This window comes from Larkinella rosea (assembly GCF_003858635.1).
Classification (GTDB): Bacteria; Bacteroidota; Bacteroidia; order Cytophagales; family Spirosomataceae; genus Larkinella; species Larkinella rosea.
On sequence record NZ_RQJO01000017.1, the window covers coordinates 21592 to 46046 of the forward strand.

Annotated in this window: 21 protein-coding genes; 9 read left to right on the forward strand and 12 right to left on the reverse strand. The window is 51.0% G+C overall.

Features of this window, described 5'->3' with window-relative positions; translation table 11 throughout:
- Window positions 1-139: 139 nt before the first annotated feature.
- From EHT25_RS31390 to EHT25_RS31415, 6 genes are all read right to left on the reverse strand, one after another.
- Window positions 140-874 carry an SDR family oxidoreductase gene (locus EHT25_RS31390; protein WP_124879420.1) on the reverse strand — a complete coding sequence of 245 codons (735 nt, stop codon included), beginning with the start codon at window positions 872-874 and terminating at the stop codon, window positions 140-142.
- Window positions 861-1223, reverse strand: coding sequence for a darcynin family protein (locus EHT25_RS31395; RefSeq protein ID WP_124879421.1), 363 nt, complete (start codon window positions 1221-1223; stop codon window positions 861-863). The genes EHT25_RS31390 and EHT25_RS31395 overlap by 14 nt, the downstream gene beginning before the upstream one ends.
- An 83-nt stretch (window positions 1224-1306) precedes the next feature.
- The gene (locus EHT25_RS31400) at window positions 1307-1882 is read right to left on the reverse strand and encodes a Crp/Fnr family transcriptional regulator (protein WP_124879422.1); all 576 of its coding nucleotides are present in this window, start codon (window positions 1880-1882) and stop codon (window positions 1307-1309) included.
- Window positions 1883-1974: 92 nt separating this feature from the next.
- Window positions 1975-3372, reverse strand: a complete 1398-nt coding sequence (locus EHT25_RS31405) for an FGGY-family carbohydrate kinase (RefSeq protein WP_124879423.1) — start codon at window positions 3370-3372, stop codon at window positions 1975-1977.
- Between the two features lie 127 nt (window positions 3373-3499).
- Entirely contained in the window at window positions 3500-4774 is a 1275-nt protein-coding gene (locus EHT25_RS31410) for a sugar isomerase (RefSeq protein ID WP_124879424.1), read from the reverse strand.
- Window positions 4775-4900: 126 nt separating this feature from the next.
- Window positions 4901-7036, reverse strand: coding sequence for a bifunctional aldolase/short-chain dehydrogenase (locus tag EHT25_RS31415; RefSeq protein ID WP_124879425.1), 2136 nt, complete (start codon window positions 7034-7036; stop codon window positions 4901-4903).
- Window positions 7037-7292: 256 nt separating this feature from the next.
- Between EHT25_RS31415 and fdhD the strand changes: the two genes are divergently transcribed.
- The 9 genes from fdhD to EHT25_RS31460 all read left to right on the forward strand — a co-directional run bounded on the left by fdhD (window position 7293) and on the right by EHT25_RS31460 (window position 17141).
- On the forward strand, window positions 7293-8138 hold the full coding sequence (gene fdhD, locus EHT25_RS31420; RefSeq protein ID WP_124879426.1) for a formate dehydrogenase accessory sulfurtransferase FdhD: 846 nt from the start codon (window positions 7293-7295) through the stop codon (window positions 8136-8138).
- 110 nt (window positions 8139-8248) lie between these two features.
- Window positions 8249-9028 carry a YHYH protein gene (locus EHT25_RS31425; protein ID WP_124879427.1) on the forward strand — a complete coding sequence of 260 codons (780 nt, stop codon included), beginning with the start codon at window positions 8249-8251 and terminating at the stop codon, window positions 9026-9028.
- Window positions 9000-9578 (forward strand): toxin-antitoxin system YwqK family antitoxin, encoded by a 579-nt coding sequence (locus EHT25_RS31430; protein WP_185731556.1) that lies wholly within the window; start codon window positions 9000-9002, stop codon window positions 9576-9578. The genes EHT25_RS31425 and EHT25_RS31430 overlap by 29 nt, the downstream gene beginning before the upstream one ends.
- Window positions 9550-10206: an SCO family protein gene (locus EHT25_RS31435; protein WP_229311866.1), complete on the forward strand. Its 657-nt coding sequence runs from the start codon at window positions 9550-9552 to the stop codon at window positions 10204-10206. Before EHT25_RS31430 ends, EHT25_RS31435 begins: the two co-directional genes overlap by 29 nt.
- A gap of 149 nt (window positions 10207-10355) precedes the next feature.
- A complete protein-coding gene (locus tag EHT25_RS31440) occupies window positions 10356-12635 on the forward strand; it encodes an FdhF/YdeP family oxidoreductase (RefSeq protein WP_124879430.1) in 2280 nt (759 codons plus the stop codon).
- A gap of 34 nt (window positions 12636-12669) precedes the next feature.
- Window positions 12670-13062, forward strand: coding sequence for a hypothetical protein (locus EHT25_RS31445; protein WP_124879431.1), 393 nt, complete (start codon window positions 12670-12672; stop codon window positions 13060-13062).
- 133 nt (window positions 13063-13195) lie between these two features.
- On the forward strand, window positions 13196-13882 hold the full coding sequence (locus tag EHT25_RS31450) for an SDR family NAD(P)-dependent oxidoreductase (RefSeq protein ID WP_124879432.1): 687 nt from the start codon (window positions 13196-13198) through the stop codon (window positions 13880-13882).
- 108 nt (window positions 13883-13990) lie between these two features.
- Entirely contained in the window at window positions 13991-16525 is a 2535-nt protein-coding gene (locus tag EHT25_RS31455; protein WP_229311867.1) for a glycoside hydrolase family 95 protein, read from the forward strand.
- Between the two features lie 178 nt (window positions 16526-16703).
- Window positions 16704-17141, forward strand: a complete 438-nt coding sequence (locus EHT25_RS31460) for a nuclear transport factor 2 family protein (protein WP_124879434.1) — start codon at window positions 16704-16706, stop codon at window positions 17139-17141.
- Between the two features lie 85 nt (window positions 17142-17226).
- Here the strand turns inward: EHT25_RS31460 and EHT25_RS31465 are convergent, their stop codons facing one another.
- The 6 genes from EHT25_RS31465 to EHT25_RS31490 form a co-directional block, all read right to left on the reverse strand.
- Entirely contained in the window at window positions 17227-17778 is a 552-nt protein-coding gene (locus EHT25_RS31465; RefSeq protein WP_229311868.1) for a YdeI/OmpD-associated family protein, read from the reverse strand.
- 18 nt (window positions 17779-17796) lie between these two features.
- On the reverse strand, window positions 17797-18543 hold the full coding sequence (locus EHT25_RS31470; RefSeq protein WP_124879435.1) for an SDR family oxidoreductase: 747 nt from the start codon (window positions 18541-18543) through the stop codon (window positions 17797-17799).
- Window positions 18544-18611: 68 nt separating this feature from the next.
- The gene (locus tag EHT25_RS31475) at window positions 18612-19223 is read right to left on the reverse strand and encodes a TetR/AcrR family transcriptional regulator (RefSeq protein ID WP_124879436.1); all 612 of its coding nucleotides are present in this window, start codon (window positions 19221-19223) and stop codon (window positions 18612-18614) included.
- A gap of 48 nt (window positions 19224-19271) precedes the next feature.
- Window positions 19272-19814, reverse strand: a complete 543-nt coding sequence (locus tag EHT25_RS31480; protein ID WP_124879437.1) for a hypothetical protein — start codon at window positions 19812-19814, stop codon at window positions 19272-19274.
- Window positions 19815-20077: 263 nt separating this feature from the next.
- Complete coding sequence (locus EHT25_RS31485; protein ID WP_124879438.1) at window positions 20078-21322, reverse strand: DUF4153 domain-containing protein; 1245 nt, start codon at window positions 21320-21322, stop codon at window positions 20078-20080.
- Between the two features lie 179 nt (window positions 21323-21501).
- Entirely contained in the window at window positions 21502-24396 is a 2895-nt protein-coding gene (locus EHT25_RS31490; RefSeq protein ID WP_124879439.1) for a M16 family metallopeptidase, read from the reverse strand.
- Between the last annotated feature and the right edge of the window lie 59 nt (window positions 24397-24455).

The window sequence follows — 24455 nt, forward strand, 5'->3', positions numbered from 1 at the left end:
AAACTTATAATCAGTTGATATATCAACCAAATTTTATCAAAAAAAGTTTTGTATTTTTTGAGGATACGGTTTCTTGTCGGGATGAACGGTAAACCGTACCCTCGGACCGGCGCGCGCCCCCGTTTAGTCCGTGGATACGTTAGTTATTCTTCATGATTCGGTCGGCAAGGGCGGGTGAAAACCGCTGGAGAAGCCGCAGGAGTTTTGTCTTGCCAATGGGAATCTCCAGCCGATCATTCCGAAAATGGGGCATGAATTCATCGACAAGTTGTTCGGGAGACATCTTTCCGGTTCCCCGGCCGGCCGTCATGGGCGTTTCGACCAAGGCCGGAATGATCTCGAAGACCTTAACCGACGTCGGTTCAAGCTGATACCGCAGTGCTTTCGTCACGGAGTGAATGGCTGCTTTTGTTCCGCCGTAAACCGGTGCCGATTTTTTGGGTGCATACGCCAAACCCGACGACACATTCACAATGGCGGCTTCGGGTTGTTTCAACAGAAGCGGCAACAGCCCATAAATCAGGTGCAGCGGGCTGGTCAGATTGACAGTGATTTCATTTGTAATTTTTCGGGAGCCATCCGGTTCGGTGGTCCAGTCGTAATTGTATTGCACGCCCGCGTTGTTGATCAGAATGGTAATGTCCTGATGTTCAGCCCGACAGCGCTGGATCAGCGCATCAACCTGGGCTGGATCGGCCAGATTGCAGGGAAGAGTGATGATTTCGGGAAACTGTATCTGGAGCTGATGCAACCTGGCCGGATCGCTGGCGACGACAAGCAGCCGGTTGCCGAAGTTGTAAAACCGCTTAACCAGTTCATAACCAATGCCCGAGGTGCCGCCTGTCAACAGGATCGTATGGTTAGTGACTTTCATGGGGAGCGGTTTTTAAACGTTCGTCAAATTCCCGGAAACCGTTTTCCTGCCCCATAATGAGATCGACCAGCTCGAAATACGGGCCACTGTAGATTTTGGTGTCCCGCAACCGCTCGATGAGCCATTGGTAATCCTTCAGATTACGCGTTCGGACAATTAAAAAATCAGAAACCCGGGCATGAAAATATTCGCTGTCAAACAATCGAACCTCGACCGTTTGGCTGACTTCCTGAAAAACAGGCCGTACCGTTTTTTCAAAATAGGTGTTTCGTTCGTTGCGGCTGAGCGAAAGCCATTGGGGCTTCGCGTTCAGCAAGAGCAGGATGGTGTATTCGGTTTCGCTTGTCATGGTCTGTTTTGGACGAGAACAGGTATTCGTCAGGGCAAAACTAGGGGACGCGAAACGGAAGAAAATTTACATAGGTAAAGAAATCAGCGACGGGCCATTTTTCGCCGAATGCGGCTTAACTGCGTCGGGGTGACGCCCAAATAAGAAGCAATGTGGTATTGCGGAATGCGTTGTTCCAGACCGGGAAACTGTTGCTGAAAGAGTTCATAACGGGTCTGGGCGTCGGACAAAACCAGTTCGATCTCCCGTTCTTCTTTTTGTACGAAAAACCGCTCCGCCAGCAATCGAGCCGCCCGTTCGAGATCGGGGGCGGTATCGTATAGGGCTGAAAAAGAAGCAAAATCGGTTACCAGCAATCGGCAATCGGTGAGCGACTGCTGCCAGATTTGATTGGGTTTTCCGGTAATCAGGGATGCGTAACCACCTATAAAAGACCCGGGTACAAAAAAATGTTTGTTGTATTCAACGCCCTCCCGGTTTCGGTAAAAAGCCCGCATGACGCCGTCTGTCAGAAAGCCAATCTGGGTCGCTTTCCGCCCGTCTTCCAGAAAAAACCGCCCTTTGGGTAGCTGAACTTCCGAAAAAAGAAGTTCCAGTTGCTGCCAGGTCTCTGAACGAATGGGCGTAAGACCGTTGAGGAAGGCTTTTAAGGTTTCCAAACTATATGTACCCACGGACTTTAGTCCGTGAGATGCTGGATAATTAAGTCGCTTGCTAGTAACGAAGTCTCACGGACTAAAGTCCGTGGGTACTAAACCGCATAACGGCCGGTGGCCGCGTAATGCTTCAGTTCGATGGTATCGCCCGGCAGCGGTTTGGTGTTCCAGTGGTGGTGAATTGCCAGTGCCGAGCCGAGTGCAGTGGCCTGCGCCATCGAAGCGGCAAAAACTTCCGTTTGCGGAAACGCGGATGCCAGCAAATTCATGTAGATCGGGTTTTTGCTAAAACCACCGTCCACAAAAATCCGCTTCACCGGAGAGTTTTCGAGCACCAGATTGGTCGAAATCAATTGCTGCGATACAATGTCCAGAATCAACTGGTGGTAGGCTTCTTCGTAGGTCCGGAAAGCCGACAGATCGCGGTATTTGAAGAGTGATTCCTGGAGCGGGGGCGCTTTTACATCTTTGAATTGATTGTCAGAATTCGGACGTGAATCCCGCAAATACTGGATGGTATCCGCGTCAAAATCCACCTGTTTGTAGAAATCGACGGCGGTTTCAAAATGCGCGGCAATGCGTTTGGTCTGCTGTTCGTGTTCGTACCCGGCAAAAAGCCGCGACGCCTTGATGGGTTGTCCCTGATAATGCAGGTAACACAGGCAATCGTATTGCAATTCTTCCGCCGTCAGCGGAATGGTATTGAACGGGTTCAGGCTGATCGACCAGGTGCCGGTCGAAATCAACACGAATGGTTCCTGAAACGACGCCAGATACGGGATCAAAGCCGCCGAACTGTCGTGCAGGCCGACGCCCACTTTGAGCGGATGATTCAGCCAGATGGCATTGAGAACGCTATCGGAGGTGAAAATGGGACCAAACAGTTTGTCCAGTTTTTCAGCAATAACCCAGTCGTGGTACTGTTTCTTGGTAAAATCCCACAACATCGTGTGGCAGCCAATGCTGGTAACATCCGTCAGGACCTGGCCGGTAAACAGGTAGCTCAGGTATTGCGGTAAGTGCAGCGAATACCAGATGCGACGGAATAACTTCGGTTTGTCATACTTGATGCGGTATAACATGAGTCCCGAATTCAGGCTGTCGAGCGCCGGAGAAGCGGTTTGCATCGCCAGGGTCGTCTCATCGCCGTAAGTCTGGTAGAATTTCTGCCGGATTTCTGCGGGGTACGGTTTCAGGTAATTATACAAATAACCGATCGGCCGGCTTTCTTCGTCGAGGTGAACAAAACTGGCGCCGTAAGTTGAGAAATTCAGGGCTTTGATTTCAAACTCGGGCAACGCCAGAACCTCCCGCAACAGGGTCTGAACCCAGGCCGTCAGCCGGGTCAAATCTTCGCAGGGATCACCATCATCGTCTACAATTTCCTCAAACGGCTCCGATCGTTCCCACACGATTTCATACCGCTCGTTGAACAGAAACAGCTTCTTATTCGTCTTCCCGACGTCGAAAATGGCAATAACTGGCGTTTTCATTTTTTGAATGAGTGACGGGGCCGCCCGCGCGGTGAGTGAATGATAGAATGAGTGAATAGCTTCGAAGGAAGTATGTAGTGGACGAAGCTATTCACTCATTCTATCATTCACTCATTCAAAATTAAATTTAAAGTCCTGTGGCGATGGTTTTTAGGCCACGTTCGCCGATGAGTTGCTGGCGGATGTTCAGTTGGCGGAATAAAGTCAGGGGTTGCAAGGCACCGCCCGCCCGCCGACGCGCTTCGGCCACCAGGGCGCGGACGTCGGTGCGGTAAGCTTCCTGCAAAATTTCCTGCGCCCGCACCACATCATTGGCTTCGCGGGCTTCTTCCAGTGCCACGCGATCGACCAATAAGGCTTGCGCGTACGCCAGTTGAATGGCTTCGACAGACTGCAACAAATCTTCCAGTGGATCCTTGACGTTGTGGCTGGCATCGATCATCCAACCCAGATCGGTCGCGTGATCCATGCCTTTGGCGTCCATGCCTTCAATCAATTCATTGAAAATCAGAAATAACTGATAAGGCCGAATGCTGCCAACCGTCAGATCGTCGTCGCCGTATTTGGAGTCGTTGAAGTGAAAACCGCCCAGTTTGCCTTCCATCAGCAGCAACGCAACGATTTGTTCGATGTTGGCATTTGGCAAATGATGCCCCAAATCGACGAGCGTGTAGGCTTTCGGACCCAGTTTATTGGCGTACAGCAAGGAGGCACCCCAGTCGCCGACGGTCATCGAATAGAAATTGGGTTCAAAGGCTTTGTACTCGACAAAGACTTTCCAGTTATCGGGCAATGCCGTGTAGATTTCCTGCAAACTTTCGTACGTCCGCTCAAACGCTTTCCGGAAATTGAGCTGTCCCGGAAAACAGGAACCGTCGGACAACCAGACCGTTAGTGATTCGGAACCCAAGGCAACGCCGTGTTTGATGACCTCAATGTTATGGTCGATCGCCTGTTGCCGAACCGCCCGGTCGACGTGCTGGAGCGAGCCAAATTTATAACTATGTTCCTGATCGGGCTGATCCTGAAACGTATTGGAATTCATGGCATCGAACCGTAACCCAAAACTGGCGGCCAGGCTTTTGATGGCTTCGCCGTCCTTCGGAATATCCCAGGGAATGTGCAGCGAAATCGCTCCACTGGATTGGTTCAGGGCATGCAGTAAGCCGACATCTTCAATTTTTTCCTCCAGCGAGCGCGGTTCGCCACCGCCCGGAAACCGGCCAAAGCGGGTTCCGCCGGTTCCCAGCGCCCAACTCGGAATGGCAATCTGGAAATCGATCAGTTTTTTGATGATCTCTTCCGCATTGGCAACTTCCTCCGTCCAGTACGACAGCTTCCGCTGGTGCGCTTCCAGTGCCTTCTGGTTATATTCGGCTATTTTATACGCTTCGAGTTTCATGAAGGGCTAGGGGTTTAAAGGGGTTATTTCGCGGAGATAAGCGGAGTAAAAGGAGTTTAGCAGAGAAAAAATAAACCTCTGCGTAACTCGGATTTACTCCGCTTAACTCTGCGAAACATTTGACTTTTATCTCACAAATGCCATTGCAACGCCACCATCGACGTTCAGGACGTTGCCAGTGGATTTGCTCAGCAGCCCGCCGACGAAGGCGAAACAGGCGTTGGCAATGTCGTCCGGCAGGATGATTTCGTTCAGTAACGTCCGTTTGGCATAGTAAGCGGGCAGTTCGGCCACCGTCACCCCGTAGGCTTTGGCGCGGCCTTCGGCCCAGGCACCGGCCCAGATTTTACTGTCGGAAATAACCGCATCCGGATTCACGACATTGACCCGAATGTGATCTTTGCCCAATTCGGCGGCATTCAGGCGGCTCAGGTGCAATTGCGCGGCTTTGGCCGAACCATAACCGGCATTGTTCGGACCGGAAACCAGACCGTTCTTACTGGCAATGTTGATGACGTCACCACCCAGTTTCTGTTTCCGCATGATTTCAACGCCCTTTTGCGTCACCAGGAACTGGCCTTTGACGAGCACGTCATACAGCAGATCCCAGTCTTTTTCCGTATGGTCTTCAATCGGTTTCGAGATCGACAAACCGGCGCAGTTGACCACGATATCGACACCGCCAAATGCCAGTGCTGCGGCATCGAATGCTTTGCTGATGGTTTCAGCGCTGGTTACATCAAGCGTCGCGGAGGTGTGCGTATCCCGGCCGTATTGCTGGCGGAATTCGTCGTCGGCACCTTTCAACCGATCCGGATCGTTGTCGTTGATCACCACCACCGCACCTTCGGCCACAAACCGCTTGGCGATGGCTTTTCCGATACCACCGGCGCTTCCGGTGATGAGCGCAATTTTGCCCGACAACGGTTTGGGTTTCGGCATCCGCTGCAATTTGGCTTCTTCCAGGAGCCAATATTCAATATCAAACGCTTCCTGACGCGGCAGTGAGGTATATTCCGATATGGCTTCGGCCCCCTTCATCACGTTAATGGCGTTGGTGTAAAACTCAGCCGCAACGCGGGCGGTTTGCTTGTCTTTGGCGAAGGCAAACATACCCACCCCCGGCCACAGAATGATCACCGGATTTTTATCCCGGATGGCGGGGCTGTTCGGGTGTTTACAGGTTTCGTAATACTCGGCATACATCGCCCGGTAGGCTTCGTAAGCCGGGGCGAGTTTTTCCTGAATGGCCGCCGTATCGGTCACATCTTCGTCGGGTTTCAGATCGAGTACCAGCGGACTGATTTTGGTACGCAAAAAGTGGTCGGGGCAAGAGGTTCCGAGTGGAGCCAGCCGGTCGAGGTCGTTGGAATTGATGAATTCGAGCACGCGTGCGTCGTCCGTGAAGTGCCCGACCATCGACGTATTATTTGAGCAGAAACCGCGTAAAATGGGCGCCAGCGTAGCGGCCTGATTCAGACGGGCGTCTTTTTCGAGACTTTCCAGTTTGGTACCCCCAAAAACCGGGCGGTTTTTACCGTAATTTTCTTCTAGGTATTCCGCGCATTTCTCAATGACTTCCAGCGTATTGACGTAGCTTTCGTAGGCCGTATCGCCCCAGGTGAACAACCCATGCGAACCCAGCATAATGCCCCGAATGCCCGGATTTTGCTGCAAACATTCGTCCATTTTCAGGCCCAGATCGAAACCGGGACGCTGCCATTCCACCCAGCCGATGGTGCCGCCGAACAACTCCTCCGTAATTTTTTTACCATCTTTGGCAGCCGCAATGGCAATGGCCGCGTCGGGGTGCAGGTGGTCGATGTGGGCAAAAGGCAGAAAACCGTGCAGGGGGGTGTCAATTGAGGGCGCTTTTGACGCTAAATCAAAAATGCAATGGTTGAACAATTCCACCATTTCATCTTCAAATTCGATACCGCGATAAATGTTTTTCAGGCTCCGCAACCGATCCACGTACAAAGCCGCCAACCCACTTTTTTTGAGCGTACCGATGTCTCCGCCGGAGCCTTTGATCCACATCACTTCGGTTTCTTTGCCCGTCAGCGGATCTTTGGCCATCGTTTTGCAGGAAGTGTTGCCTCCGCCGTAGTTGGTCAGCCGCAGGTCGGCACCTAAAAGATTAGAACGATAAATAAGGAGGGCAACTTCATCACCAGCCAGTTGAGCAGCTTTGGCTTCGTCCCACAAATAGCTTACATGACGAAACTCGTTCGCCTGCCGTGTTTTGTTCGTACTGAGCATATCGAATTGATGTCGGAACGCCGACGCGATTGAAACTTCAGGGCCTAATTAATCCATAAAGCGGTGATTTCACCAAATTATACCCAAAGATAAACGCTTCTGACAGGCTTACTTTCATGTACTGTCCTATTTTCTGTGTGAAAAATGAATTTTGTGTCTGTCAATCCGGCAATTTCAGGAGCATAAATACCATTTTCAGCGCATTTAAACTCTTTTTTGTTAATTGTGTTTTTTAAATAAAAAGTATAAAAACCGTATGTTGCCCATCGCCCCCGTCACCATTCAGAAAATCAGTCAATCTAATGACCCTCAGGAGCACACCGATTTACTGGCGGTGGAAGAGCCGCTGGAGATCCGGCTGGGATTTGGTCCTCCCGACGACCGGCAGCAGCGGAGCGTTGCGGTAACCATGCGGACGCCGGGACATGACGAAGAACTGGCACTTGGTTTCCTGTTTACCGAAAATATTATCGAAAATCCGTCCCAGCTCATTTCGGTCCGGCATTGTGTTTCCAACGCTGAAAAAAAAGGCAATGTGCTCCGTGTTGAACTGCAACCGAACGTCGAGATCGATTGGCAGCGGCTCGAACGGCACAGCTATACGGCATCCAGTTGCGGAATTTGCGGAAAAGCCTCCATCGAAGCCGTTCAGACGGTTTGCCAAACACCGATTCGTACCGGTTTTCACGTAGACCCGGAAATCATTCATGGTTTACCGGAACAACTTCGGGAAACCCAGCGGACATTTGCGTATACGGGCGGTTTGCACGCAGCGGCTCTGTTCGACGAAACCGGTCGGCTGGTCCTGGTTCGGGAAGACATCGGGCGGCATAATGCGCTGGACAAACTGATCGGGGCGGCTTTCTGGCAGGGCTGGTTGCCACTGAGCCGGTTTGGGGTGCTGCTAAGTGGACGCGTTGCGTTCGAACTGGTGCAGAAATCCTGGATGGCGGGCATTCCGCTGCTGGCGGCCGTTGGCGCTCCCTCAAGCCTGGCCGTCGAACTGGCGAAGGAAGCCGGAATAACGCTCCTCGGTTTTGTCCGCGATAACCGGTATAATCAGTACACGTTTGAGACGGCGCCATCCGGTTTTTCCGGATGAAAAATCAAGTGCCTTCATTACTTTTAGTAACCTTCTTCGTCTCAAGTGTATGTTCTGACATGGATTTATTCCTGCTGTTGTCAGAATTCCACCGTTAACACCTGAGCGTAATGACTTTACGAAAGACACCCCGACTGTTTTATGCCCTCGTTCTGGCAATTGGTTTCGCTTTTTCGGCCTGCGACAAGGACGATGACACAACAACGCCCGACACCGGTACATCCGTCGGAACCGACGTTCCCGACGTTTATAAAAAGATTTACGGCGCTTCGCAGATTTACGTCGAAGGCAATTACATCGTCGTGAAATCAACCGGTTTGCCGGATCATAAAACGCCGTATTATAAAGGAACGCAATGGGAATCAGCACTTTATGTGAATGATACGCGTTCCGGTTTTAAAATGAACAGCAATACCATTCTGTCGTTCAGCTACGTGTTTAAACTACCAAAAAATCCGACGGTAGCGTCGACGCATAAAGCGCTGGGAGCTGCCACCATCGGTGTGGCAATCAATGGTGTACCGCTTTTCAATCAATACCAGATGGAAAATCAGTTGCTGACGCCGGGCGCGGGTGAATACGTTTCGTTTGATTTGTACGGCGGGCATCCGACGCCTTTCAGCGAATACCACTACCACATTGAACCCAGCTACCTGACGGCCAGTAAAGGCAGCAGTTCGCTGATCGGTTTTTTGCTCGACGGTTTTCCCCTCTACGGCCCGGTCGAAAACGGTAAAACGCTGACGAGCAGCGACCTCGATGCCTATCACGGTCATACCAGCGCAACGGCGGATTATCCCAACGGCATTTACCATTATCACACCACCGCCGACGCTCCGTACATCAATGGGAATGGTTATTATGGCACGGCGGGTACCTGGTCGAAGTAAACTGCTCGGGTTACTGGCAGGAATCTGGATGTCCTGCCAGTCGTCGCCCGAATCCGTCTCCTTTGTGGATGCCAGTAAAATCCGGATTCAGGTCAAAGGAGGAATTACCTGCAGTGGTGATAAACCCATTTCAGGGATTTTATTTGAAACGGACAGACACGGCGATACAACCTTTCGGGTTTCTTTTGTAGACGGAAAAGAAGACGGAACCGCGCGATTTTTTTATCCCGGAAACCGCCTGCGCGAAGAGCGGTTTTTTGTGAATGGCTGGAAAGAAGGCGTTCACCGGGGCTGGTACGAAAACGGAAAACGCCGGTTTGAATACCATTTTCGGGATGATCTCTTCGAGGGAAATTACAGGGAGTGGTTTCCAAACGGAAAACCGTTCCGGAATATGCATTACGAAAAAGGGCAGGAATCAGGCGTTCAGCAAGTCTGGTATTCTTCGGGAAAAATAAAAACAAACTACCTCATCAAAGACGACCGGCGCTATGGTTTACTGGGCACCAAAAACTGCAGGAATGTGGCCGACAGTGTTTTTCGGAAGTAAGCTGCTGGCGATTGCGGTTTTTCTACTAGGCTGTCAGCACGAAACCGGTCAGCGGTTGCCGTATTATAATACCCCCGATTTTACACCGGTTTTTATCGAATCGGAAACCGAGGTAGCCGGAAAAATTCCGCACACGATTGGGGATTTTTCCTTCAAGGATCAGCACGGCAAAACCGTTAGTCAGAAGGACATCGAAGGCAAGATTCACGTCGCCGATTTTTTCTTTACCTCCTGCGGAATTATCTGCCCGCGAATGACCAAACACCTGAAATTGATCGAAAAGGCGTTTCCGAACGACCCGCATCTGGTGTTGCTTTCGTACAGCGTGACGCCCTGGATCGACAGCGTGGCCCGGCTGAAAAAATACAGCCTGACCAACGGAATTCAGTCGAAGAACTGGCATTTGTTAACGGGCCGTAAATCGGAAATTTATCAGTTAGCCCGGCAATCGTACTTTGCCGAGGAAGAGTTAGGGTTCAACAAAGACAGCACGGAGTTTCTGCATACCGAGCATTTTTTGCTGGTCGATCAACACAAACGCATTCGCGGCATTTACAACGGCACGCTCGAACTGGAAATGGAGCAACTGATTGCCGATATCAAAACCCTCCGCCAAAAACCGGAATAAGGCTGTAGTTGGGAGAATTGAGTCGGATTGCGTCAGATTAGTGGAGTTTTACTACCTTACACACGGCAACGCCGGGGCGGTTTTTGAAAACTATTCCCGATGACAGAAAGTTGTCGTTTGGGGCGTTTTTCCGCCCGAAGTTAGAACCCATGAAACTCGCTCCTGACACCTTAACCGGCCTGAGAATTACCAAACCAACAGAAACCGCTGCAGGGCTGACCGCCGTGACGGTTTCTTTGCAGCATGTCTTTCGGAATACGGACCTCATCCGGGGCTGGAAGGCACTTTATCACCTGAATCAGAAAAACGGGTACGATTGTCCGAGTTGCGCCTGGCCCGATCCCGACGACCATCGTTCGTCCATTGCGGAGTATTGCGAGAACGGGGCCAAAGCCGTTGCCGACGAAGTGATGACCAAACACACGGCCTCACCGGTTTTATTTCAGCGGTATTCGGTCGAGGAGTTGCGGCAAAAAGACGATTTCTGGCTGGGGCAGCAGGGCCGTCTAACCCAGCCACTGGTGATTCGGAAGGGCGGGACACACTACGAACCCATTTCGTGGGAAGACGCTTTTCAATTGATTGCCGGGCATTTGAATGCGCTGGATTCGCCGGATGAAGCGGTTTTCTACACCTCGGGCCGAACCAGCAACGAAGCGGCTTTTCTGTACCAGTTGTTTGTTCGGCAATTCGGTACGAATAACCTGCCGGATTGTTCCAACATGTGTCACGAATCGACCTCGGTTGCACTGGGCGAAACCCTCGGTTTAGGCAAGGCGTCGATTGTGTACGAAGACTTTGAGAAAGCGGACGTCATCATGATCATGGGTCAGAATCCGGGTACGAATGCGCCCCGCATGCTGACGCCACTGGAACAGGCCAAGCGCAATGGCGCGACGATTATCGCGGTTAATCCGCTGGTGGAAACCGGTTTGCTGGCGTTCCAGTTTCCGCAAAGTGTGCGCGACATGGTGTTGGGCGGGCAAAAACTGACCGATCTTTACCTGCAAATCCGCATCAATTCCGACCTGGCTTTCCTGAAAGCCATTTGCAAACTATTGCTAGACGAAGAAAAGAAAACGCCGGGTGCGGTGATCGATAAATCGTTCATCGAAAGATATACGGTTGGTTATGAGGATTTTATCACTAGTCTGGAACAGTATGAACTCAGTGATTTGGTCGGCCAAACCGGTTTATCGCTGGAAGAAGTGCAGCAGACGGTTGATCTTCTCAAACACACCCGGAAAATTATCATTTGCTGGGCGATGGGGCTGACGCAGCACCGCAACGCCGTTCAGACGATCAACGAGGTGATCAATGTCTTGTTGATGAAGGGCAGCATCGGCATCGAGGGTGGGGGAGCAGCTCCGATTCGGGGACACAGCAACGTGCAGGGCGACCGGACGATGGGTATTTGGGAGCGACCGAAGCCCGAATTTCTGGACAAACTGAAAACCGTATTCGGTTTCGAACCCCCGCGCGAACACGGTTTTAGTGTTGTCGAAGCCGTGCAGTCCATGCACAAGGGTGAAGCGAAGTTTTTTTTCGGGATGGGCGGGAATTTCCTGATGGCGGTTTCCGATACGAATTATACCGCCGAAGCGCTGCAACGCTGCAAACTGACCGTTCAGGTATCGACCAAATTAAACCGCAGTCATTTGATTCACGGCGAAACCGCTTTGATTTTGCCCTGTCTGGGCCGTTCCGATCGAGATAGCCAGGCTGCGGGTGATCAGTTTGTGACTACCGAAGCCACCACGGGTGTCGTGCAGCAGTCGCGCGGCACGCTGGAACCGGTTTCGAAACACCTGAAAAGTGAACCGGCTATTGTGGCCGAACTAGCCAAAGCCGTTTTCCATTCCAGGCACAACAACGTCGATTGGGACAAATTGATCAGCAATTACGATCACATCCGCGACCTGATCGAAAAAGTCGTTCCCGGTTTTGATCACTACAACGAACGGGTGCAGAAACCGGGCGGTTTTTACTTGCCCAATGGCCCCCGCAAACGAAAATTCGAGACCAAAGACGGCAAAGCCCATTTTTCCATCAATGTTCCCGAAAAGCTCGAACTTCAACCCGATGAGTTGCTGCTGATGACTATTCGCAGCCACGATCAGTTCAACACGACCGTGTATGGGCGCGACGATCGCTACCGGGGCATTCACAACGAACGGCGGGTGGTGTTTATGCACGCGGATGACATTGCGCACCGGGGCCTGAAACCGCAGCAGGTGGTGAATCTGCAAAGTCGCTACGACGGGAAAATCCGCACCGCCGAGCGGTTTGTGATCGTTCCCTACAACATTCCGCGCGGGTGTGCGGCTGCTTATTTCCCGGAAACCAATGTGCTGATTCCCATCGATCAGGTCGCGGAGGGAAGTCTGACGCCCATTTCGAAGTCGATTGTGATAACTGTGGAAAAGTAATGCTATTTATAAATGGTAACGAACTCAATCGGATATGAAAAATGTAGCCGGAATTTTAGCCGTTTTTCTGGGTTTAGTGTCTTTCTCCTACGGTCAGACACCCACCAGAATGCATTTTTTGAATGCAACTTCCAACATGTGGACTCCCCGAATACGCACCACCCGTAATCTGGATAAGGATATCAAAATTTTAAACAATGAATGGGCGGTTATACAAACGGACGAAGATAGCCTGGGAATCATGATCGAAGACCGACCCTATTACATTCATCTTGACCCGGGCAAAACGTATTATTTCGTTATCAATTCCAATGAGCACATGAAATTTTGGCTCCGGGAAGTATCCGAGCGGGAGTTTCTGTTTAATGCTCACTTTAACAAATCAACCCCGCCCAAAGAGTACCAATTAAGTGGCAAAGCAAACTGATGGGTAACCTTGCCTGCTTTTCTGCTGTGAATGGCGAGTTTCCGGATGTAGGTGCTACGATTCAATACACAGACGAACTTTTTTAAAAACCGGACTATTCTTTCCGTATTCATAAACACGCTTGAAACCGAAAATGTCTACTATTTTATTAACCGGCGGAGCTGGTGGCTTAGGCCGCTCGATTACCCAAAATCTGTTGAAAAACGGTCATACCGTCATTGCCACACTTGAACCGGGCGGCCACGCGCTCGATTCGCAACCCAATCTGTTGACGTACGAACTGGATCTGACGGACGAAGCCGGTTGTCAGGCGCTGGTTCAAAAACTGGTTGCTGAACACGGTGGTATCGACGCGGCAGTTTTATTGGTTGGCGGTTTTGCAATGGGTTCGATTGCCGAAACCGATTTTGCGGGTATCGAAAAACTGTTCCGGCTGAATTTTCAGACGACGTATCAGGTAGCCCGCCCGGTTTTTGAACAAATGAGCCAGCAGGCCGACGGCGGCCGCTTTATTCTGGTTGGTGCCCGACCTGCTTTGGTGCCGTCGGCGGGCAAACACATGGTGGCGTATGCCCTTTCCAAATCACTGGTGATTCAATTATCGGAACTAATTAATGCCGAAGGAAAGGATAAAAATATCGTTTCGACGGTTTTGGTGCCAAGCACGATCGACACGCCGGTCAACCGGAAAGCCATGCCCGATGCCGATCCGGCGAACTGGGTGAAACCCGAAGACATTGCCGAACTGATCGATTTTGTGACGTTCGGGGCCGGAAAAATGCTGCGGGAATCGGTTTTGAAGGTGTATAATAAGGCTTAAAAGGGCCTATTACCCTACGGCATCCTACTTGAATACAGTAATTTTCGCCTGGCAGCCGCTTTTAGAAATATGCACCTTTCTAATCTCTATTCACAGAAATTCTATTCTTTGTTAACCCCAAAAACCGCCCTGATTGGCCTGTTCTGGCTGATTGTTCATGCGGTTGCTGGTCAGAATCCGTCAGCCATCTGGTATAAACAGCCCGCTCGCAACTGGAACGAAGCGCTTCCGGTGGGCAATGGGCGACTGGGCGCAATGGTTTTTGGCCGGCCCGGTGAGGAATTGATTCAGCTGAATGAATCGTCGCTCTGGTCGGGCGGGCCGGTCAATACGAACCCGAATCCCGGCGTTGCGAAGTATTTGCCCGAAATCCGGGAAGCGCTTTTCAAGGAGGATTACGCGGCTGCGGCCAAACTGACGCAGAAAATGCAGGGTTTGTATACGGAAGCGTATCAGCCGCTGGGCGATTTACTGCTGAAACAGCGTTTTTCGGGGCAATCCACTGATTATTACCGCGATCTGAATATAAAAACCGCTACGTCGACCACGCGTTTCAAGGCCGATGGAGTCAGCTATACCCGCGAGATTTTCGTTTCGGCCCCCGATCAGGTCATTGTGTTGCGATTGACCGCCGATAAAAAAGGAACGTTGAACGTCACGGCGGCCACGCGGAGTCTGCACCCAGTCACAAAAGCCGTTGCAGGTCGCGATGAGTTGGTGATTCGCGGAAAAGCGCCTGCACATGCCGATCCGAATTACGTTAATTATAATCCAAAACCGGTTATTTACGGTGATTCTGCGGGTTGCAAGGGCATGCGGTTTGACTGGCGGGTGAAAGTGCGCTCGACGGACGGAACGGTTTCAGCCGACACCGCCGGAATCCGGATTCAGAATGCGACCGAAGCGGTTTTACTGCTGACGGCCGCTACGAGTTTCAACGGTTTCGACAAATGCCCCGACCGCGAAGGCCGGGACGAAAAACAACTCGCCGACGGGTATCTGAAAAAAGCACTTCCGAAACCGGTCGATGTGATCCGCAAAGATCATATTGCTGATTATCAACGGTATTTCAATCGGGCCAGCTTTACGTTGGCAAATCCGTCGCCGGTCAGTTTGCCGATGGACGAGCGATTGAAACGCTACGCGGAAGGTGGTGCCGATCCGGAACTGGAAAGTTTGTATTATCAATTCGGGCGGTATTTGCTCATTTCGAGTTCGCGACCCGGCGGCCCACCGGCCAATCTGCAGGGGCTTTGGAACCCCATGGTGCGGCCTCCCTGGAGCAGTAATTACACCACGAATATCAACGCCGAAATGAATTACTGGCCGGCCGAAATGGTCAATCTGTCGGATTTGCATGCGCCCTTGCTCACCTGGATCGGGTATATGGCGAAAACCGGCCGCGAAACCACAAAGAACTTTTACAACGCCCGCGGCTGGACGGTTCACCACAATTCCGACATCTGGGGGGCCTCCAATCCCGTCGGCGACAAAGGCAAAGGCAGTCCGTCGTGGGCCAACTGGGCGATGGGCGGAGCGTGGTTGTGTCAGCATTTGTACGACCATTACCTGTTTACGGGTGATAAAAAGTATTTGCAGGAATACGCCTATCCGTTGATGAAAGATGCCGCGTTGTTCTACACCGACTGGCTGGTGGAAGACAAACAGGGCCGTCTGGTAACCGCTCCGGCAACGTCGCCGGAAAACGTTTTCATAACCGAACAAGGCGCCAAACAATCCGTTTCGTTGGCCACGACGATGGATATGGGGCTGATTTGGGACGTATTTTCGAATGTGATTCAGGCGTCGTCGCAACTGGGGATCGATGCTGATTTCCGGAAGGAGTTGTCCGACAAAAAGAACAAATTGTTTCCGTTGCAGATTGGGAAAAACGGCAATTTGCAGGAATGGTATAAAGACTGGCAGGATGAGGACCCGCAACACCGCCACGTTTCGCACCTGTACGTGCTGCATCCGGGCCGCGAAGTGTCCCCGCTGACAACGCCGAAGTTCGCCGATGCGGCCCGCAAAACCCTCGAAATCCGGGGCGACGGCGGTACGGGCTGGAGTAAGTCCTGGAAAATCAACTTCTGGGCGCGGCTCCACGACGGTAATCATGCCTACAAACTGCTGCGCGAACTGCTGAAACTGACGGGCGTCGAAGGCACCGATTATGCCAGGGGGGGCGGTACCTATCCCAACCTGTTCTGCGCGCATCCGCCGTTTCAGATCGACGGCAATTTCGGCGGCACGTCGGGAATTGGTGAAATGTTGCTGCAAAGCCACGACGGTTTGCTGAACCTGCTGCCCGCCCGCCCCGATGTCTGGGCCACCGGTGAGGTGAAGGGTATGAAGGCCAGGGGCGGTTATGAAGTGGATATGAGCTGGAAAGACGGAAAACTGACCCGCGTGGCCGTTCGCTCGGCCCTGGGCGGAAACTGCCGGCTGCGATTGACGAACGCTCTCAAAGGAGACGGAAAAACCGCCCTGAAAATCGCCAAAGGACCCAATACCAATGCGTTTTACAAATTACCCGAAAACCGCTACCAAACCACCACGCCCGAAACCCCGGCCAACGGCGTCTGGATTTACGACCTGGCTACGGAACCCGGTAAAGAGTATGTTTTGCTAGGAGAAAAATAGACGTTGACGATGGCCCATTGACAATGGATGATTGACCATCGACCATTGACAAAATAGAAGAAAATAAAGATGTGAGAACCGGGAAATAAGGCGTATTCTTTACGCTCAAGTCCATCGACGATGGTCCATCGTCAATGGTCAACCATACTTTTTATCAACTTACCAAACCCAATTACCCATGAAAACCCTGACCTGCCTGATTGCATTATTATTGGTAAGCGGAACCCTGCTGGCGACCGAACCCACAAAAAAAGATGAGAAACAAGCCGTAGAACAGGCTGTCGAGAAGTTAAAGAAAGGCATTATTGACGCCGATGAATCGGCATTAAGCAGCATTACCGCCGATCAACTGACCTACGGACACTCGAACGGTCTTCTGGAAGATAAAACCGCTTTCATCAAGGCGTTGGTGACCAAAGAATCGGATTTTGTAACGATCGATCTGACCGATCAGACTATTTCAATTGTCGATAATACCGCCTGGGTGCGGCATAAACTATCTGGAACTACCAATAACAAGAACGTTGCAGGAAAAGTGAGTCTGTCGGTTTTACTGGTTTGGGTCAAGCAAAAAGGCGACTGGAAACTGCTGGCGCGGCAGGCCGTGAAGATTTAAAAACGTACCCACAGACTTTCGTCCGTGTTGTTAGAAGTCCATCTAGGAGGGTTCAAAACACGGACCAAAGTCCGTGGGTACGTTTCTACTTCTCCACAAACTTCTGCCCCTTCAACAGCCGGTTGACGGTTTCGGCCAGTCGTTCGATCTTCGTTTCTTCCGATTTCGCCGAATCGATCCAGCCGATGTACGCCTTTTGCTCTTCGGTGGAAAAGCTTAAATAAAATTGGTGCGCGATGGGTTCGTCTTCCAGACACAATAACAAATCGTTCTGGGTATCGACCGGCTGTTGGGCGGAAAATAAGGTGATTTGGACCCAGTCTCCTACTTTTTTACCAATGATTTTCCGGATTTCGGCTTTAACCGGCAGGAAAAGTTTCCCGTTTCCCATCGGCATCAGGGAGTAGTTTTTCAGTTCGTAACCATCGACATGGCCGTTTACTTTCACCCAGTTGAAGTAGGCCTTTTTGTCCGGAGTCACCTCGGGGAGCGCGGCATAGGTCCACCCCCCTTTTCCCTGAAATTTTTCCAGAAGGTAGGAGCCATCAACGAGCGGTTTTTCCATAGTGGGCGGGCGGATAATCTGCGTAATTCCCAAAGATAAGGGATAAATCCGACGCCCGGAATGAAACTGCATAAAGAGATTTTGAGGCTTTTAACGGCCTTTATTCAAGGTAAGAAACGCTTCTTCGGGCGACGATAGAAAGAGTTTATACAGATTGGCCGTGTTGCCGACATGGATTTCGTAGGTATTGTTTTCCAGCGCATTCAGCAGATCGTCAGCCACCACTTTGGGGGATATACCGTTAATTCCGCCGATTTCCTGCGAAAAATCCGTATTGACCAGGGGCGGCATCAACTCAAAAACTTTGATGGCCGTATCCTTCGCCAGGGTGTAGCGTAATGCCTGCGTATACGCGTGCAGGGCGGCTTTACTGGCCGAATACGTAGCCGTCGTGTGGCCGGGAACAAACGCCACAATGGACGAGACATTGACCAAGGCCGCTTCAGGTTGCTTCTTCAATAAGGGTAATATTTTTTCCGTTAAACCGATGATCGACAGGTAGTTGGTCGTCATTTCTTCCCCGGCTTTGTCAATCGCGTGAATGCCGTCTTCGGAAAGTGAATAATAAAAAGCCCGACCGGCATTGTTGATGACCAGATTCAGGTTTGGGAAGTCGTTGTTCAACCGTTCCACCAGTTGATCGACGTCCTCCGGTTTGCTGACATCCGACACGATCGCTGTCGTGTTTTCCAGTTGAGCAACTGCTTGTTGCAGGCGGTCGGCATTGCGCCCGGTGATGATGACCTGATTGCCGTTCTGGGCGAATAATTTGGCGATTTCAAAGCCGATTCCGGCACTGCCACCGGTAATTAAAACCGTGTTGTTCTGCGTTTTCATGATGCTAAAATGTAAGACTGTGATTGTTTGATTTTATATACCGATCGGTATATGATTGGGTAAAAAAATTAGCTCTCCGATTTGATCGTGATTTCGTGAATGAGTTGCCGGGCGGTTTCCAAAACCGTATTCAACACCAGTCCGTTGCGGGTGGTCCGGGTAATAAAAATCCCTCCCTGAATCAAGGCCAGGATTGATACCGCCATTTTCTCCGCGTCAATGTCTGCGTTAAATTCGCGAGCTACCATTCCGTTCCGAATGATGTCCGCCAGGTATTGCTGTGTTTTGGTCAGTTCTTCCGCAACTCGCATCCGTAGCGGTTCGTGCGTGTCATCGGCTTCGGTTCCGGCATTTAGCAGCGGACAACCGCCTTCCGGAAATTGCCGGATTTCTTCGGGAGAAAACAAATCAATAAAGGCCCCGAGCTTGTTTTTGTAGCCCGTCGTTTTGTCAAGTTTAGCCTGGATGATTTTCGCCCGAAGTGCGGCATTGAAATCAAAAACCGCCAAGGCAACGTCTTCTTTATTTTCGAAATTACCGTAAATACTGCCCTTCGTCAGCCGGGTCGCTTCCGTTAAATCGGACATCGATGTTCCCGCATACCCTTTCTTATTGAAAATACCGGCGGTCGTTTCAATAATGAACTGGCGGGTGGCCTCTGATCGGGGTGAAAATTTCATACGGCAAATATATACCGATCGGTATATGAAAAACAAACGTTTTCGAATTTATTTTTGATGACCATTTATTTTTCGCTCCTGACAGGCCTTTTCTGCCGCAATGGATTGTTGAATCCCCTTAATTGATGCATATTCAAGCTCAATATCATTGCTTTTGCGGTTATCGATAAGATGGAGCGTGTAATTTTGGCCATTCCAGTTTGTCGATTTGTAATCGACTGCCTTCACTTCCTGAGGCTGACCAAACTCCTGGCGATACAGGGCCTGTAGTTGGCCCGCCGATTCATACGAGTCTTTGGTATACAGGGTGGTTCGGATGAGCGTATCGCGTACAAATTCCAGTTCGGCGGTATGAAATTGAACCGCACCCATTTGTAAATACTTTTGCGAGGTGATCTGGTATTTTTTGGTGGCCTTGCAGGAATCAGCCAGCGTCAGCCGCATTTCAACTTTTCCCCTGAATTGTTCATAGGGAGCGTCTAACGTTAAATCTTTATAGCCCCGCTGGGCATCGACTCTGTCATAATGTTTTTCGGATGGTGTGCAACGGAGTACAACCAGCATCAATAAGCCGGGTAAAATCTTCTTCATTGAGAAACAAGGTTTTTTAGGAGAAGCGTGAAGCTACCCATTTTTGCAGTTATTCAGAAAAGCCGTTTTTGATTGGGGCATTGAACCGGAAAGCGGTACCGAGATGCCTCGATACCGCCCGGTGGAATCCGAATGATGCGCTCTGATTTTTGGGCACAAATCGGGTTAACTCATTTTCTCAATATTACCTTATCAGAGCTACTAATTTACTAGAAAGGAAGGTGTGGATAAGTGTCGTTTTCAGGGAGGGTACTCCAAATCATTTACTTAAAATCAAATAGGAACGGAAATAAAAAGGTTACCAAGGCGCACCAGAAACCGTAAATCGGCAAAAAGAGATTCATGGATTTGCCCACCAGCGAAAGGTCGGATTTGCGGCTTAATGCCCCCCAGAGCCGTATTCCGACCAGCAACAGATGAATCAGCATCAGTACATTCGCCCCCAGAACAGCCGCCCGGTTGGGGGTGAGGCCCCATTCCGAAATCCGGAACAATACCGCTGAAAGAGCAATTCCATTCACCAGGATAGTCACCGCCGACAAGAGAAAAAGAATGAGAATCTGAGTCGAATTCTTCCGTTCTGAAGATGCATCAGCGACTGAAAAAAAGATCAGCGCCATGACTCCAATCAACAACCCATTGAACAGCAGCAGGAACTCCCGGTCGTGATAAGGATCTTTTCCCGAGAAAACCATTGCCCCCAGATAAACCAGCAGCATCACCAGCGCAATCGGGCTGAACAGGTTGGCAATGAGCGGAGAAACCTTGTTGACCAGGGTAGGCTGCGTCTGGACGAGAAAAGTGCCTACCACGGGCACGGCGGCCAGCCCGGAAATGACAATGTATTCAAAATAAAACTTCTGGATGTCCCAGCCAATCAGCCTGAACAGGTTGATGGTGAGTGCGGTCATGAGTCCCCCCGAAATCAGCAGCAAGGCAATCATCACGGCCAGTTCGCCGTTGTACCGCAGAAAACTCAACCAGTTGATGCCATTTTTGGATTTTTCCCCGCCGAACGTGAAGCCCAGCAGTGCCCAGAGCAGCAGGGGTAAATGAATACACGACAGGATCAGGGTGTCGCTGCTCTGGTTTTGGGGTAAATAGTTGATGAACCCGACGGCAGCCAATATCACTCCGGCCAGCCAGAGCCCGGTTTTGGAGGCTATTTCATTTTTCCAGGCGAAATAGGCAATTAGCAGCGGGAAAACGATGAAGCCCAGATTACGAGTGTAGTAGAACTCTTCGTTTAGAGACAGGATTTTCGGAAGCTTGGCCAGCAAACCCGCCACTAAAGCCGCCGAAGCCACCAGGAGTCGCTCCTGCGGAGTTCCCCAAAACGAACTTTCGGAAATATAATTCAGTCGCTGGTACCAACCCTCGGCCAGCGGGTCGTTCTTCAGTTGAGGATACAGGGCATTAAACGCCGTTTTGAAGCTTGGCCGATTGGTCCGGTACAATTTTTCCAGTTGCCGGGGATTGTTCAGATTCAATAAAATTTCCTGATCCATGAATAAGTAGTCTTTTAAAGTACTTTGTGTTTCAAAGTTAAAGATGATTTTTAAATTCCAAAGAATTTGTGAAAACTTTTTTTCAGAGATATACCGTTCTTTTGGGCAAACGTTGGCCATAAACGCCAAAAACCGCTTGAGAGCGGTTTTTAGCGTAGACAACAAAATGGCTTTTCGGATTATTCCTTCGGTTTGGTCGACGAAGCGCCCCCCAAGGCGGCCGGGGTTGTGGTGCCTTCCGCCATGGCCGGATTACCATCCTTATCGAGTTCGACCACTTCATACCCAAGTTTTTGCAACCCCGGTTTGATCGCGGTTTTATTTCCGACAACCGTAATAATCAGGTTATTGACCGGTAACCGCTTTTTAGCGATGGCGTCGATTTCTTTCTTCGTCATGTTTTTCAGAATCTGGCTCTGCTGTTCCGCGAAGTTGCCTGGCAGATCATACTCAATAACCTGGTTGAGGAAGTTAGCTTTCTGGAATGAGGTTTCGTAGCGCAACGCATCCCGCTGACCCACCGAACTTTTCAGGAACGCCAGCTCGGATTCCGTAATTCCGGTTTTGCCATAATTCGTAATTTCCTTCACGAACTCGACCACCGAACTATCCGTTGCCGCGGCTTTTACACCCGCCTGAGCGGTGAACGGTCCGGGTGTTTTGGTGCTGCTGAACGACGACCGGGCGCCGTAGGTCCAGCCTTTATCTTCGCGCAAATTCATGTTGATGCGGCTGTTGAATGCACCACCGAGAATATAATTGGCGAGACCGGTTTTGAAGTAATCACCCGTTGCGTCGAAGGGCAGGTCGGTCAGATAACCAATCCGGATTTCCGATTGAGGCGCTTTGTCTTTGTCGATCAGGTAGATCCGGGTTTTGTCCACTTTCTTCGCGACACCCGGTTTGGGCAGGTCGACCGGTTTGGCGGGCCAGGTTTTCAGAAAACCGAGTTTCGGCAGGATAGCGGTTTTGTCGACATCGCCCACGACCACGAGGCTCGTAACGGAAGGCGAGAAGTTCTGCTGGTAAAATGCCTTCACGTCGTCGAGCGTAATGTTGGCGACGGTTTTCGTCGTTCCGCTCGTCGGTACGGCGCGGATATCGTCGCCGTACAGCAATTTGTTATACGCTTTGTTGGCGATCACCACCGGTTGCGTGCTCTGGTTGGCGATCAGTTCGATCTGCTGCTTTTTCAGGCGCTCAAAATCTTCCGAAGCAAACCGGGGCCGGAATAATTTTTCTTCCACCAGCGCCAGCGTTGCGTCCAGGTTTTTGGTTAGTGTCGAAACCGACACCTGAATATTTTCGGTGCTGGCGTAAATCTGGATGCTGCTGCCCAGTTTTTCGAGTTTCGCGTTGATCTCCTCGTTGCTGAAATTCTGCGTCGCTTCGTTCATTAAAGCCGCCGTGAGCTGGGCAATCCCGGCTTTCGATGGGTCTTTGGCCGAGAGCGTGTGGCCGCCTTTCACCGAAAACAACAGCGCCACTTCGGGCACTTCGTCGTTTTTAGCACCGATCACTTTCAGGCCATTCGGCAGTTTATCCGTCCAGAACGGCGGCACTTTAATGGCCGGATTTGGGCCGGAAGCCGGTTTTTTGCTACGATCGAACGCATCTTTGGCTTTCACGTATTTCAGTCCGTCATAACCATAATCCGGCGCTTTGTAGCCCTCGGTCACGATGGTGTAGTTGTCGGGATGCGCCACGATTTCCTTCTGATCTTTCGGGTAAACCGTCAGAATGACGCCACTTTTGCCTTTAACATACTGGTTGTACACCCGCATGATATCCGCCTTCGTAACGTCCTGATAGCGTTTTATTTCCTTTGGCAGGTAATTGGGTGTTCCGACAAACGTCTGAAAAGAAGCCAGTTGGGAAACTTTGCCCGACACACTCGACAGGTAACTGATGATGTCGGCTTCGCGGGTGGCTTTGAATTGAACCAAATCGTCGTCGGTTACCCCGCGTTTTTCAAACTCAGCCAGGGTATTACGAACGATCGCTTCGGTGCTATCCAGCCGCATTTTCGGGAAAGGTAAAACCGTGAACGTAAACTGGCCGGCCAGCTCCTGCGCCGGGTGGTCCACACTGGCCTGAACGGCTTTCTCGGTTTTAACCAGATTTTTGTAAAACAAGGAGCTTTTGCCACCCCCCAGAATTTGGGCCAGGGCGTCGAGCGGAGCTTCGTCGGGGTGAAAACGCGGGACGGTGGGGTACACCATTCGCAGCATCGGAAACCGGACGTTGTCTTCGTACGAGACGTAGCGGTCTTTGTCCAGCACGGCGGGCGGAACAATCGTCTTGCTCACCGCCGGACCTTTCGGAATGCTGCCGAAATATTTCTCCGCCAGTTGGACCACCTGCTTCGGATCAACGTCGCCACCGACGGTCAAAACCGCATTGTTGGGACCGTACCACCGCAGGAAAAAGTTCTTCAAGTCGTTGACATTCACCCGGTTCAGGTCTTCGATATACCCGATAGTGAGCCAGGAATAGGGGTGCCCGTACGGAAGCAGGTTCTTGGCAACGTACTCGCTGACCAAACCGTACGGCCGATTGTCGTAGTTCTGCCCCCGTTCGTTCTTCACCGTCGCGCGTTGAATTTCAAATTTTTTCTGGGTAACGGCATCCAGCAGAAAGCCCATCCGGTCGGCTTCGAGCCAGAGCGCGCGCTCCAGCTGGTTGCTGGGCACGGTTTCGAAGTAGTTGGTGCGGTCGGCGTTGGTTGTACCGTTCAGCGTTCCTCCGGCTTCGGTCACGATCTTGAAATGTTCATCGTCTGCAACGTGGTCGGAACCCTGAAACATCATGTGTTCGAAAAAGTGCGCAAAACCGGATTTGCCGATTTCTTCCCGCGCGGAACCCACGTGGTAGGTCACATCCACGTGAACGATCGGATCGGAATGGTCTTCGTGAACAACCAGCGTCAGACCGTTGGGTAAAATGTATTTTTGGTAGGGGATCAGTAATTCACCGTTTTTTCGGGTTACGGTTTCCACAAGTTTGGCCTGAGAGAAAGCCAGATGAGTGGATAAAAGGCTTAGAAGCCCAAGGCAATAGCTTATTTTTTTCATTGTATAGGCTGATGAAACTATACAAAGAAACCAGAATATATGCAGGATTGAAAGTGCAG

Coding starts and splice junctions, on each gene's coding strand:
- EHT25_RS31390 (WP_124879420.1), bottom strand. CDS start 874: ATGAAAGTCACTAACCATACGATCCTGTTGACAGGCGGCACCTCGGGC.
- EHT25_RS31395 (WP_124879421.1), bottom strand. CDS start 1,223: ATGACAAGCGAAACCGAATACACCATCCTGCTCTTGCTGAACGCGAAG.
- EHT25_RS31405 (WP_124879423.1), bottom strand. CDS start 3,372: ATGAAAACGCCAGTTATTGCCATTTTCGACGTCGGGAAGACGAATAAG.
- EHT25_RS31410 (WP_124879424.1), bottom strand. CDS start 4,774: ATGAAACTCGAAGCGTATAAAATAGCCGAATATAACCAGAAGGCACTG.
- EHT25_RS31415 (WP_124879425.1), bottom strand. CDS start 7,036: ATGCTCAGTACGAACAAAACACGGCAGGCGAACGAGTTTCGTCATGTA.
- fdhD (WP_124879426.1), top strand. CDS start 7,293: ATGTTGCCCATCGCCCCCGTCACCATTCAGAAAATCAGTCAATCTAAT.
- EHT25_RS31425 (WP_124879427.1), top strand. CDS start 8,249: ATGACTTTACGAAAGACACCCCGACTGTTTTATGCCCTCGTTCTGGCA.
- EHT25_RS31430 (WP_185731556.1), top strand. CDS start 9,000: ATGGCACGGCGGGTACCTGGTCGAAGTAAACTGCTCGGGTTACTGGCA.
- EHT25_RS31435 (WP_229311866.1), top strand. CDS start 9,550: ATGTGGCCGACAGTGTTTTTCGGAAGTAAGCTGCTGGCGATTGCGGTT.
- EHT25_RS31440 (WP_124879430.1), top strand. CDS start 10,356: ATGAAACTCGCTCCTGACACCTTAACCGGCCTGAGAATTACCAAACCA.
- EHT25_RS31445 (WP_124879431.1), top strand. CDS start 12,670: ATGAAAAATGTAGCCGGAATTTTAGCCGTTTTTCTGGGTTTAGTGTCT.
- EHT25_RS31450 (WP_124879432.1), top strand. CDS start 13,196: ATGTCTACTATTTTATTAACCGGCGGAGCTGGTGGCTTAGGCCGCTCG.
- EHT25_RS31460 (WP_124879434.1), top strand. CDS start 16,704: ATGAAAACCCTGACCTGCCTGATTGCATTATTATTGGTAAGCGGAACC.
- EHT25_RS31465 (WP_229311868.1), bottom strand. CDS start 17,778: ATGCAGTTTCATTCCGGGCGTCGGATTTATCCCTTATCTTTGGGAATT.
- EHT25_RS31470 (WP_124879435.1), bottom strand. CDS start 18,543: ATGAAAACGCAGAACAACACGGTTTTAATTACCGGTGGCAGTGCCGGA.
- EHT25_RS31475 (WP_124879436.1), bottom strand. CDS start 19,223: ATGAAATTTTCACCCCGATCAGAGGCCACCCGCCAGTTCATTATTGAA.
- EHT25_RS31480 (WP_124879437.1), bottom strand. CDS start 19,814: ATGAAGAAGATTTTACCCGGCTTATTGATGCTGGTTGTACTCCGTTGC.
- EHT25_RS31485 (WP_124879438.1), bottom strand. CDS start 21,322: ATGGATCAGGAAATTTTATTGAATCTGAACAATCCCCGGCAACTGGAA.
- EHT25_RS31490 (WP_124879439.1), bottom strand. CDS start 24,396: ATGAAAAAAATAAGCTATTGCCTTGGGCTTCTAAGCCTTTTATCCACT.